Origin of the sequence: uncultured Agrobacterium sp. (assembly GCA_913777615.1) — a bacterium.
GTDB lineage: Bacteria > Pseudomonadota > Alphaproteobacteria > Rhizobiales > Rhizobiaceae > Agrobacterium.
In genome coordinates this window covers 22,561-35,110 of sequence record CAJYTK010000009.1, presented here as the reverse complement: position 1 = coordinate 35,110, position 12,550 = coordinate 22,561, and the positions used below count along the sequence as shown (strand labels likewise).

The following is a 12,550-nucleotide window of genomic DNA, read 5'->3' as shown; positions in this document are numbered from 1 at the left end:
GCTGAATCGCCGGGTTTAGATCGAGCGATTGATCGGCCTTACGAAAATAATGCTATTTGGTCTTATTCGAGGCGGCTGCCTGTTTCAAAGCTCGATTGTCTGTCCGTCGAAGGCTGAGAAGGCACCGGCAAATTCCTTCTTCGCATCCTCGTCGATCTGGTCGAGTTCGCCATCGGTGCGGAAGGGCGCGTGGTGAATGAAGCCCACCGATTTGGCATTTGCGGCCTTCGCCAGTCTGATCCCCTGTTGCCAGGAGGAGTGGCCATAGCCCTTGTAAAGCTCCATCTCCGCATCGGTGAAGCTTGCGTCATAGAGGAACAGATCGACATCGTCGATCAGCTTCAGCACTGCCTTGTCCAGCTTGCCGGGTTCGTGCTCGGTGTCGGTGATGATAGCAAGACTCTTGCCCTGCCAGTCGATCCGGTAGCCGATGGCATTGCCGGGGTGGGTCAGCATGCCGGTGCGGATCGTCAGATCCGGCTTGACTTGGAGCGTGTCCTCAGCCGCGAAATCGCGCGTCTCCAGATGGGCGCAGCAAATATCGAGCGGTGCCGGAAACCAGGGCGGGCTCATGAATTCGCGCAGCATCTCGCGCGTGGTCTTCTGCCCTGCCAGATGGCCGGACCAGATGCGAATATCGTTCTCGCGCTTGAAGAAGGGTTTGAAATAGGGAAATCCGACAATGTGGTCGTAGTGGCAATGCGAGAAGAACATATCCACATTGGTTGCGCCTTCGGCTTTCAGCGCCATGCCAGCGGGGTGCAGACCAGAGCCTGCATCGAAGAGCAGGATATGGTCGCCGCACCGAACCTCGATGCAGATGGTGTTACCGCCGTATTTGTGGAATTTTTCTCCCGACACAGGAAGCGTTCCTCGCGCTCCCCAGATCTTGACCCGCAATTCCTGTCTATTGCCCCGACGGTCTCCGTCGGAATTCAACGCCATCATACACCCCAACCTGCCACGGCCACCGTCTCAACGCTCCTCCGCCAGGTGCCGTTGTCTCTTCGCCATTCAATGGCGCGTGCCTACTCCATGCAGCATTTCAGTTTTATGACTGCAGCACCACTTTTATTTTTCTCTTAAAATATCGTGGTGCGGAAGAATATATTATCAAACGCTTGAATGCGCACGTGCCTTGCTCAGTTCCGTCGTCGTCTGCGTCAGACGCTCCGCAAGAACCCGCATGACCTTGATGGTGATCTCCGGGAAGTCCGACATCAGCTTGAAGAACTGCTCCTTGCCGATGCGCAGCGCTTCCACCGGCGTCGAAGCCTTCACGGTTGCCGTACGTACGCTGTCGCAGAGAATGGCGATCTCGCCGACGATGGCATTGCCGCTCATTTCCGTCAGCTTGATCTGGCCCGATGGCGAGTCGATCAGGACATCGACCTTGCCGGTCAGAAGCACATAGGCACTATCGCCAAGGTCGCCCTGCCGGAATAGCTCGTCTCCTGCAAGATAGGAAACGCGGTCCGAAGCAAAAGCAAGTAGCTTGAGTTTCGACGGCTCCATCTCACTGAAGAAGGGGACGCGCTTCAGCATCTGAATTTCATCTTTGAAAAGCATAGCCCTGTCCTGGTTGGTATTACCGGTTCACGTTGCTGTCGTGTGCCCGCGACATGTCACGCAGCGATCATTTCCTTGAATGTACCGTTTTCTTCCACAAGAGTCTCGTATGATCCGTCTGCGACAATTGTACCGTGGTTAACGACGATAACTCTATCGAACATCTTGGAAAGCGACGGGTTTGACAAGACCCACAGAACTGCAGGATTTGCGCCGTCTCTTCTCAGGAAGGCAATGACGTTATCGACGATTTCCTGCTGCAGGCGATGGTCGAGACCCGGTAGCGGACGGTTGAGCACGTAATAATCCGAGCGCCGCATCAAGGCGCGCGCGAGATTGAGCTTCTGGCGCTGCAATGGCCCAAGACGCTTGCCGCCGGCACCGAGATTGAAGTCAAGCCCCACGGCAAGAACCCGCTCATAGACACCCTGCTTGCGCATGGCATCGGCCACAAGCCGGGTGATACGGCGCGAGGCGTCGGTGTAGCGATGGCTGACCTTGCCGAAGAGGATGTTGTCGAGCAGGCTGGTCGATGCGGCATACTGATCGGGATCGTAAGGCTCGATCACGTCGCGCAGTTCTTCGGGCAGGTTCTCGTGGAACATGTGGCGCACCTCAACGATGCGGTTCATCACTTCCGGTGTCAGAAGACCGAAACGCTGTCTTGGTTCGACATAGAAGAAGCTGAGGCGGATCATGGCACGGCGGTCTGCCTCGTTCGCGTCATCGTAATGCTTGCCCTGCAGGCGCTGCAGGATCTGCTGATAGTTTGGAATGTCATCCGCGGTCATGAAGGTCAACTGCTGGTAGAGCGGATGGTCAGGCGGCAGGTCGGAGAAGATTTCGACGATGTTCTCGGCGATCGTATAACCCATGTCGAAGAGTGTATGGGAAAGACCCGTTCCGCGCATGAGCGACAGGAAATACTTGCTCTCGATGATCTTGCTGCTGCCGGTCTGCGCATCGCGCATCGTGCCGAACAGGATGTTTTCGCCGACGGTCGCTTCGGTGTTGTAGCTGTCCGGCTCGAAGGGAACGATGAGACCAGAGAGGTTTTCCCGCTCCAACTCGCTGCGCAGCGTCCGGCGCAGTTCGACGATGCGGGCTGCCAGATGCAGGTCGCTCATTGGATCGATGGAGGAGCGGAGCGCAAATTCCAGAATGTCCGGCGAAAGCTGAACAGTGTCCAAAACGGCGAGCATGGATTTGAGAAATTGCTCCGGGTCCTCGCGGCCTGCCGGGCTCGACTCGTAATCGATCCAGTCGCCGTTGAGATCCATGTCCGGGTTCTCGGCAAGCTTGGCCTCGCGGACTTCCCATTTTCGGTGCTCGAGTTCAGTCCCTTCATACTGCTTAGGTTTGAGGGGCGCATGCTTCAATCCGTAGAGAAGATTGTCCTTCAGGCTTGCGTGGAAGAAGTAGCTGTCAGCCGAGACGTATGAAATGCGCCGTCCGGTGACGGATTCGGGCAGATCGTGGAAATCGGTGTCGCCAATGGAAATCTTGCCCGATGTTGGCCAGAGCGTGCGTCCCAGGGCATCTGCCAGGGCTTCGCCACCGGCACTGCCGACGATCGCCACGGTTTCTCCGGGATTGATGGTAAGTGTTGCCTGATCGAGGAGGCGCGTCCCGCTGTCGTCATCGAGCGAAAGTGCGGAAATGACGATCGGGCCTGTGATCGCGGCAGCTGCCGCCGGAGACAGATCCTGGATTTTGGGGTCGATCATGCTCGGAGAATCGAACTGCTCGAAGACCTGTTCGTATTTCACCTGCACGTCCTGGCGGGCCTGATCCCAATCGATCAGCTCTTTCAGTGGTCCTGGCAGTTCCTTGTAGGCGTTGATGACGGCAACGAGCTGACCGACATCGAGGCTGCCGCGCAGCGTCAGGTAACCGCCGACTGCATAGAAGAAGAAGGGCGTCAGCTGCGCCAGGAAGTTGTTGATGAACTTGACCAGAAATTTCCACTGATAAAGGTCGTATCGGATTTTGAAGATCTGGCCGAGACGCTGGCCGGCATCTGCGCGTTCGTAGTTCGAGGTGTCATAGGCGTGGATGGTGCCGATGCCATCGACCATTTCTCCGATGCGACCGGCAAGCTCGCGCGCGGTCAGCTGTCTCTGGCGTCCAAGATCGATCAGGCGGCGGCGCATTTTCGGGATGATGCCCACCTGAATGGCGGCCATGAAAGCGGCAATCATGCCGAGCCAGAAATTTTGCACCAGAATGAAAAACAGCGCCGACAGTGCTTGGCCGCCGAGCAAAGCAGGCTGGACGAAGGCGTCGCCGGTAAAGCCGCCGAGTGGCTCCACCTCGTCCTTGATCATGCTGGAGATTTCCGCGCCTTTGACGCGCTTGAAGTGCGTGGGCGGAAAGCGCAGGACCCGGTCGATCAGCTGGAAGCGGATGCGGCGCAGCAGGCGCTCGCCAAGTCGGCCCTTGTAGGTGTTGATGTAATATTTGAAGAGGCCGTTGATGATGACGAGCGCCAGGAAGGTGAGGCTGAGGCCCATCAAGGTGGCCATGCGGTTCAGCTCGATACCCGGAAAAAGTGTGACCGTGCCGAAGTAAGGCAGGTTAAGCGTCAGATGCATGAAAAGCTGCGTGGCGTTGGCGCCTTCGAAGCCATCGCCCTGGATCGGCCCGTTGACGATCTGCTTGGGCAGATCGAAGGCCAGGAAGTACGGGATCATCGACAGCGCCACGATCAGCAGAATGAAAAGCTGCTGCTTCTTGGTATGCGTCCAGATGTAACGCGTCAGACTTTTTTCCATCGAGGACTTCTATGCCGTGCCGGATAAAGTGGAAGGTAATGGATGTTCATGCTGGCGTCAAAGCGGCTCTGGAGGGGGAAGGAGAGCGCTGAAACGGGGATAGGATATGGTGGTTCACATAGTGGTGAAACAAGCCGCTTCCCTACAATATCGCGTAGGGAAGCGAAACTTTTTTATTAGAAGCCAAAATGCAGGCGCGAGCCGAGCGACCGGATTTCGCCATGGGGCTCGGCAGGGGCATTCTCCTCAGCGATCAGTGCGATGGTCTTGGCCTCACCGGGAGCCAGATGGAACCAGTCATCGACTGGGCGGAAGCCATCGGCACTGATATTGACCGACTGGGCCAGCCGATCCGTGGTCAGCGTCAGGAACCATTGCCCGTTCGTCTGCTCTGTCGTTGCGCTCAGGTTTGCGGCATGCAACGCCGCGCTGCGGCCGCGTGGAAAGTTGAAGGCTTCGGCAAGAACCTCTCCCGTCACAGCGTTCTTCAGCCTTGCAACCGTCACATCATGGGCAGGTGGGCCGAAGCGATAGGCATAGGTCGTGTCGAAGAATGCGCCGAAGCAATCGGTGGCGGCAAGGCTTGTCTTGGATCGCGGTGCGAGATCGAGTTGCTTCTGGCCGCGGACGACGGGTTGCAGGCCATCGCGCAGGCAGGCGAGTTCGACGGTGAGCTTGCGGCTTTCCGCCGTCTCGTTGACGAGATGGACGGCAAGCCCGTTGGTCCCTTCATCGGTCAGGATCAGCTGTACCGGGCGAAATGCGCGCTTCAGCCCGTACCAGGCCGACTTCGGTTCGCCGGTGGAATCGATCACGCCCCAGCCCGCACCCGGTACAAGATCCTGAAGGGTCAGCACCATGGCGCCCTGGCAGGAGGAGGCGTTGCGTCGCCACTCGCCAAAGGTGGTTTCCATAACCTCGGCAATGGCGGCACGCGACAGATCGAGATAGCGCTCGCTATCCTCGCGTCTCACCTTCGAAGGGTCGAGATCGTAGAGGAGCTTGAGATAATGGTCGCGCACATCCTCGAAATCCCAGGAGGCACCGCGATCGCGCGGCACGCGGGCTTTCCACACCGGATGATGAACGGCGGCAACGGGAAGGTGCCGATCAAGCGTCTTTTGCTGCGGCACGTTGGCGAAGGCCAGGCACTCGCCGGCAAAGCGGACATCGGCGCGGCGGGCATCCTCCAGCGGTCGGCAATAGGCGCCGACGCCGTAATAATGGCCGACCTTCTCATCGGTGAAGAAGGGCTGTGCGCCGCCAAAGGGCGAATTCGGCACATAGGCGACATCCGGGCGGCGGGCTTTGACGAAGCGCGGCAGCATCTCTTCGGTCAGCGGACCTTTCCAGAAGGTCTCGCCAAGACCGAGCATTGCCCCCTGCTGATAGACTTCGCTACCGCCGCAAATCACGGTGAGAGAGGGCGAAAGAGCAGCGTTGGCCAGAAGGTCTGCCGTTTCCTCCTCGATATGGGTGACAAAGCCTTCATCTTTCGCCGGGTAATCGAAGTTGGCCAGCATCATGTCCTGCCAGACCATCAGGCCGAGTTCATCGCAAAGGCCAAAGAAGTCTCTGGTCTCATAGGTCATGGTTCCGCCAATGCGGATCATGTTCATGCCCGCCTCTGCGGCAAGGTGCAGCCAGGGTGCGTAATCCTCTTTGGCGCCGGGAAGCCGGACGATATCGGCATTGGACCAGACGGCGCCCCGGCAGAAAATGGCGACGCCGTTGATCGTCAGGCCGAAGCCTTTGCCATCCGCCCCATGATCGATCTCGATGCGGCGGAAGCCGGTCTTGCCGAGTGTATGGGGCTTGCCGTCGATGCGCAGGCCCACCTCATGCAGGGCCGGTGTGCCATGGGTGGCGGGCCACCAGGGCGTGATACCGTCGAGCCTGAGCTCTCCGGTAAAGATGCCGTCGCCGGACGACGAAAGGGCCTGCCATGTTCCGTTGCAGCCAATCTCCACATGGGAGGCCGCCGTCGCGACGCTCAGGCGAATCACGCCCGTGCCGTCCTCCGTCAGTTCGGTGGTGAAGGTGGTCACATCGAAAGCCGTTTCGCCATGGCAAACCAGCCGGATCGGCCGCCATGGCCCTGCAGCGTGGATCTCCGGGCACCAGCCCGGCATGTAACCGAGCGCCGTGGTGCGGATCAGGCGAAGCCCCTGGGTCGACATCATCTGCGGACGCCAGCGGGCGCGGGGGCCGGTCTTTTCCAGATGCGGTTTCAGGGCGCGGAAGCAGATCGCCAGTTCGTCTGAGCCGGAGAGCTCGACATTGACCTCAAGCGCTTCGAACATGCTCTGCGAATGCGCGACGATCTCGTCATTCAGATACACTTCGGAAATGGTGGCAAGGCCATCGAAATGCAATGTCGCGGTCTGCGGTTCGCCCTTTTCCAGCCTCACCCGGTACCATGCATCGAGATGGTTGAGCGGCTTTTGATTGTAACGGTCGAACTGGCCCGCATTCTCCAGTGCCTCGGCCACCGTGCCGGGAACGGGGGCGGCGATGGTCTCCGTGTCTGCGGGGATATAAGACGGGCGTGCGAAGACATTGGCCTCTGACAGCGTCAGCCGCCAGCCTTCCGTCAGAAGCCGGCCCGGAAGGGCATCATGGCGGATATGGCGCGTCACGCCGCTTCGCTCGTGTGATCGAGCGTCGCGTCGAGCTTTGCCATCAGCTGATCCCAGGCATCAGCCGCCGGATCGAGAACGGTTGCGAGCGGTTCGAACTTGCGGCGCGCAACGGCGCGTGCCAGCTGGAACTGCACGGTCTTCGCCACTTCGGCAATCTTCAGGGCCTCTATCGCCGCATCATCGAAAGCATGCGCGCCGCGCAGCCATTGCAGATGGCTGGCCGCCAGCTCGAAATTGGCGCCGAGCTGGCGCAGCGTGTTGAAGGCATATTTGTGGAAGAAGCCGAAGGGGCGGTCGGCAACCTTTTCCACCTGTGCCGGGAAGACCTGCGAGAAAGCGCGGATGGGATTGTTTGCCGGTCGTCTGGAAAAATGCTGCACCAGCAGCCGTTCGGCAACTGCGCGGCGGTGCTCTTCGGGGACTGGCTTTTCCGGGAACTTGGCGAACTCCGCATAGGGCAGGAAAGGCGGATCGCTCTCCTTCAGGTGATGCTGGAAAATGCCCGCATAGTCCTCGCCGTTCAGCGCGAAGTAGCCGGCATTGTGGAAATAGTCGAGCGTGAGATTGTCGCGATCGATGCGGTTGATGGCAATCGTCGTCTTGCCGTGATCCTTGCGGTAGCCCACGCCATGGGTATCCGGCAGGTAAAAGCTGTCCACCTCGATCAGAGAAATCCGGCCACGCTTCAACTGCGTTTCGATATGGGTTTCGACATTGTCGAAGATCGCAAGCTCGGTGGAGCGGATGCCGTAAAGCGCGTCGAGGTCTTCCAGCGGCATCTTGAAGAAGGTGAAGTGGTCGCCCTCGAAATCCTGCGTCAGGGTAAAGCCGAACATGGCTTCCGGCGGCAGGCCGCACGAGGCCACAAGCTCGATCCACAAATCAACAAAGCAATTGGTTTCCGGCCACATCCTGTCGGATGCGTGGAGCAGGTGAGGGACATGGCTCTCAAGGCTCAAGGCCGGAAAAATTGCCGTCATGCGTACCTCTTAGGCCTCAGTTCCACAGCGTGTCGCGAACCGACTGCGGCCATTGATCGACATCCAGACCATGCTTGGCAAGGAGGGCGAGCGCCAGTCGCTCCAGGCCGAAGCCGACGCAGGCGGTGTGGGCGACAGAGCCGTCCGCAAGGTTCAAGCCCCACTTCGCGCCGAAGGCATCCTGGTGGTAGTTGAAGCTCATGCAGGCGGTCAGATTGGTCGTCGATGTGACCGGGATCAGCAGTTCGAACTTCAGGTTCTGGTCGCGCTGGTTGTTGGCCAGCATCCGGCCTGCGCGTCCGAAGAAGGGATCGTTGGCGATATCGAGCTTCACGTCGAGGCCGATGCCTTCCATCATTGCCACGCCGCGATCCATCCACAGCTGGCGGAAATCGGTGACGTCGCTTTCGGTGCCCATGCGGACATATTCGCGCATGCGGAAGAGCTGCTGGCGCGCCGGGTCCTTGGAAGGCTCATGGCGGAAGCAATAGGACTGGATGTCGTAGAGACCGCCGCCATCGGGCAGATTGCCGCGCTTGGCAATGGTCGGATAGAGCGGATAGCAGGCGGCCGGTGTGAGCACGATATCGGTGATCTTCTGGTCTTTCGCCCAGTCGTCGCCGCCCTCATCCATTGTCTTCAACAGGTTGACGTGGTCGAGCTCGCAGCCGCAGAAGGAATGGACGGTACCGGCAAGCTGCGGGAAGCTTTTCATGTAGCCGCTCTTTTCGAAGTAAGCGCGGTTGATGCCAGGCGGAAAGCGGATCGCTTCGGCCTTGTCGCCGGCACCCACCTTGCTGACAAGGCTTTCAAGACCGGTGATCACGTCCTCGAACTGGCCGCTACGGCCATAGAGACCGTCCACGCCGGTATCGATGAGCAAACCCTTGTCGAAGAGCCTGTCGAGGAAAGATGTTTGTGCGTCCATGGTCCTACCTCAGAAGGCTCGTATCCTGCTTTTGAACCAGCAGGAGATTGGCGGAATTGCTCAGGATTCGATCGTTGGAAATCATCAGCCGGGCGGAATGCGCGTCACGCAGGTGGCGGCCAAGGCTATAGGGCGTGCCGTTCTTGTAACCCATGATGCCGCAGATCAGCATGGCATGGTCGATGATTTCCAGAATGGTCTCGGACGAGCAGATCTTGACGTTGTTCATGGCAATGGCAAAGCCCATCGACATCAGCTTGTCCGGGTCGGATCTGGTCTCGTCATAGGCCTTGATGCCGGCAATCACGTTGGATTTGACGATCTGCAGCTTGTTCGACACTTCGGCCAGTCGCAGCGCGCCGGGCGGTGCGGACCCCGGCGATTTGCGGGCGGCGGCGCGCACGAAGCTCTGCGCCCGTGCCACAGCGTCGGACGCGATGCCGTACCACACGCCGCTCCACAGAAGATGCGAGGTGGCCAGCATGGATTGGGCCGCGATTTCGGCAAAGGGCTTGGGAAAGATCTGTTCCGCCGGAGCCTCGCCCTTGAACAGGAAGCCGTCGGAGCGGGTGCCGCGCATGCCGAGCGTATCCCAGACGTGGGTGCGCTCCAGGCTGTACTGGTGCTTCAGAAACACCGTCATCACCTGGTCGGAGGGAGCGGCATCCTTGTTGCTGCGCGAGGTGATGAGAATGGCGTCGGCCTCGCTGCCATAGGAAATGACGGTCGCGTCCTTTTCCAGGCGGCAGACATCGCCATCCACCTCGACGGCGCAAATGGAATTTCGCAGGTTTCCGCCAATGCCGCCTTCGGTGGTGGCGGAGGCAAGCAGCAATTGTTCGTTTGCCAGGCGGCGCATGAAAGCGCTGTGCCATTCACTGTCTTCGCCATGCTCCACAAGGCTCGAGGCCTTGATGTGGTGCATGGCGTAAATCATCGCCGTTGCCGAACAGGCCTGGCCGAGAATGGAGCAGATATTGGCAAGCTCCAGCATGGTGGCGCCTTCGCCACCCATATGAACGGGAACCTGGATGCCGAGCAGCTTTTCCTGCCGAAGCGCGTCAACAGCCTCCTTCGGGAAGCGGCCTTCGGTATCCACCACGTCGGCATGTTTTGCGGCAATCGCCGCCACCCGCGCCGCCCTGGCGCTCAGTGCTTCACGGTGAGGCGCGACGGCGAGGTTCATCAGGCGGCCTCTTTCCCGTCGAGGATGGCTTTGACCGTGGTTTCGATGGCGGCGATGCTGGCAAAGGACTTGCGGTTCAGCATGCTGTCGGGAAACTCGATGTCGAAAGCTTCCTCAAGGCCAAGCATCAATTGCACGGAGGCGAAGGAGGAAAGGCCCGCCGCATAAAGATCGGCATCGTCGGCAAGCGTGTCGACGGAAACGGGAAGCTGGCCAAACTTTGCCAGCACGTCACGGATAGTAGAATTCATCTGAGCTCATCTCCCTAAACTAGAGCCATCATAGCGTCATTTGTGGTTACATTTAAAAAAATAACATTGTCATAAGTGGAGCGGTTAATATCCGGTGACATTGCTTTGCGCGCTATTCAGCTTTTTTGGGGCGCCCACGGCCAGCTTGACAATCGGCGTTATCGGGTCTTTGATTGCGGCATTCACCAGGGGGGTCCCGGCAAGGGGCTGAGATACTGCTAGAGCGCGCAGTGACCCGTTGAACCTGATCCAGTTCATACTGGCGTAGGGACGGTGCAAACGCGGGCATTCTGGCAGAACCGGCTTCACGCCGGGGAACCGTCATCACGTCTATCCCCGCGCTTTTCGTCTTCATGCTCGAACTGGGTCTCCACTGTTTTGCTTTGGAGCCTCACGATGAACATTGCCGCTAAAAACCTCACCCCAACCGTTACCACCGGTCCGTTGCCGGCCTCCACCAAGGTGTACAAGCCGGGCGTTCTTCACCCGTATATCCGCGTGCCGATGCGCGAAATTGCGGTCCATCCCACCGCTGGCGAACCGCCGGTCACGGTCTATGATTCCTCCGGTCCCTATACCGATCCAACGCATCTGGTGAACATCGATGCCGGTCTGCCGCGTCATCGCCAAGAATGGGTTATCGCACGTGGCGATGTCGAAGCCTATGAGGGCCGGCATGTGAAGCCGGAAGACAATGGCTTTGCCACCGGCGAGCGCCTGACGCCGGAATTTCCCGTGCGCAACCAGCCGCTGCGGGCCAAGGGTGGGAAGGCCGTCACCCAGCTGGCCTATGCGCGGGCGGGCATCATCACGCCGGAGATGGAATATATCGCCATCCGCGAAAATCTCGGACGCGAGGCGGCGCAGGAGAAGCTTCTCCGCGATGGCGAAAGCTTCGGCGCGCATATTCCAGATCACGTCACGCCGGAATTCGTCCGTCAGGAAGTGGCCTCCGGTCGCGCCATCATCCCCTCCAATATCAATCACCCGGAAGCCGAGCCGATGATCATCGGGCGGAATTTCCTGGTCAAGATCAACGCCAATATCGGCAACTCCGCCGTCACCTCCTCCATGGCGGACGAGGTGGAGAAGATGGTCTGGGCCACGCGCTGGGGTGCCGATACGGTGATGGACCTTTCCACCGGGCGCAACATTCACAATATCCGCGAATGGATCATCCGCAATTCGCCGGTGCCGATCGGCACGGTGCCGCTCTATCAGGCGCTGGAGAAGGTCAACGGCATTGCCGAGGATCTGACCTGGGAGGTGTTTCGCGATACGCTGATCGAGCAGGCCGAGCAGGGCGTCGATTACTTCACCATCCATGCGGGCGTTCGCCTGCACTACATTCCGCTGACCGTCAATCGCGTCACCGGCATCGTCTCGCGCGGCGGATCGATCATGGCCAAGTGGTGTCTGAACCACCACAAGGAAAGCTTCCTCTACGAGCATTTCGACGAGATCTGCGACATTTGCCGCGCTTACGATGTGTCGTTTTCACTGGGGGACGGACTACGTCCGGGCTCGATTGCCGATGCCAATGATGCGGCGCAATTTGCCGAGCTGGAGACGCTCGGCGAGTTGACGAAGATCGCCTGGGCAAAGGATTGTCAGGTGATGATCGAAGGCCCCGGCCATGTGCCGATGCACAAGATCAAGGAAAACATGGACAAGCAGTTGACGACCTGCGGCGAGGCGCCCTTCTACACGCTTGGACCGCTGACCACCGATATCGCCCCCGGTTACGACCACATCACGTCGGGCATCGGTGCGGCGATGATCGGCTGGTTCGGCACGGCGATGCTCTGCTATGTCACGCCGAAGGAGCATCTGGGTCTGCCGGACCGAAACGACGTGAAGGTGGGCGTCATCACCTACAAGATCGCCGCACACGCCGCCGATCTCGCCAAGGGCCATCCGGCGGCGCAGTTGCGGGACGATGCGTTGTCTCGCGCCCGCTTCGAATTCCGCTGGGAGGACCAGTTCAACCTGTCGCTCGATCCGGAAACGGCGCGCTCATATCACGACGAGACGCTGCCGAAGGAAGCGCACAAGGTCGCGCATTTCTGCTCCATGTGCGGGCCGAAATTCTGCTCCATGCGCATTTCCCATGATATCCGCGCAGAAGCCCAGAAGGAGGGGCTGGAGGCGATGGCGGAGAAATTCCGTCAGGGTGGCGATCTCTACATGCCGCTGGAAAAGCCCGTGGCCGGTGAATGA

The 12,550-nt window shown here is 59.4% G+C and carries 9 protein-coding genes and 1 riboswitch; of the genes, 1 reads left to right on the top strand and 8 read right to left on the bottom strand.

Annotated features, from left to right (window positions below; genetic code table 11):
• Positions 1 to 84: 84 nt before the first annotated feature.
• From QZ862_RS07720 to QZ862_RS07685, 8 genes are all read right to left on the bottom strand, one after another.
• The gene (locus QZ862_RS07720; protein WP_296037681.1) at positions 85 to 945 is read right to left on the bottom strand and encodes an MBL fold metallo-hydrolase; all 861 of its coding nucleotides are present in this window, start codon (positions 943 to 945) and stop codon (positions 85 to 87) included.
• Positions 946 to 1,113: 168 nt separating this feature from the next.
• Complete coding sequence (locus QZ862_RS07715) at positions 1,114 to 1,569, bottom strand: cyclic nucleotide-binding domain-containing protein (protein WP_112954666.1); 456 nt, start codon at positions 1,567 to 1,569, stop codon at positions 1,114 to 1,116.
• Between the two features lie 56 nt (positions 1,570 to 1,625).
• A complete protein-coding gene (locus QZ862_RS07710) occupies positions 1,626 to 4,343 on the bottom strand; it encodes an ABC transporter transmembrane domain-containing protein (RefSeq protein ID WP_296020299.1) in 2,718 nt (905 codons plus the stop codon).
• 176 nt (positions 4,344 to 4,519) lie between these two features.
• On the bottom strand, positions 4,520 to 6,982 hold the full coding sequence (locus QZ862_RS07705; RefSeq protein ID WP_296098772.1) for a glycoside hydrolase family 2 protein: 2,463 nt from the start codon (positions 6,980 to 6,982) through the stop codon (positions 4,520 to 4,522).
• Complete coding sequence (locus tag QZ862_RS07700) at positions 6,979 to 7,965, bottom strand: DUF1839 family protein (protein WP_296098769.1); 987 nt, start codon at positions 7,963 to 7,965, stop codon at positions 6,979 to 6,981. Before QZ862_RS07700 ends, QZ862_RS07705 begins: the two co-directional genes overlap by 4 nt.
• A gap of 16 nt (positions 7,966 to 7,981) precedes the next feature.
• Complete coding sequence (locus QZ862_RS07695; protein WP_062444285.1) at positions 7,982 to 8,893, bottom strand: amino acid--[acyl-carrier-protein] ligase; 912 nt, start codon at positions 8,891 to 8,893, stop codon at positions 7,982 to 7,984.
• Between the two features lie 4 nt (positions 8,894 to 8,897).
• Positions 8,898 to 10,079 (bottom strand): acyl-CoA dehydrogenase family protein, encoded by a 1,182-nt coding sequence (locus QZ862_RS07690; RefSeq protein WP_296098765.1) that lies wholly within the window; start codon positions 10,077 to 10,079, stop codon positions 8,898 to 8,900.
• Complete coding sequence (locus tag QZ862_RS07685; RefSeq protein ID WP_062424835.1) at positions 10,079 to 10,330, bottom strand: acyl carrier protein; 252 nt, start codon at positions 10,328 to 10,330, stop codon at positions 10,079 to 10,081. Before QZ862_RS07685 ends, QZ862_RS07690 begins: the two co-directional genes overlap by 1 nt.
• A gap of 177 nt (positions 10,331 to 10,507) precedes the next feature.
• A riboswitch (TPP riboswitch) is annotated at positions 10,508 to 10,619 on the top strand.
• A 107-nt stretch (positions 10,620 to 10,726) separates the two neighbouring features.
• On the opposite strand from QZ862_RS07685, the gene thiC reads away from it, so the two are divergent.
• Positions 10,727 to 12,550 carry a phosphomethylpyrimidine synthase ThiC gene (gene thiC / locus QZ862_RS07680; RefSeq protein WP_296098763.1) on the top strand — a complete coding sequence of 608 codons (1,824 nt, stop codon included), beginning with the start codon at positions 10,727 to 10,729 and terminating at the stop codon, positions 12,548 to 12,550.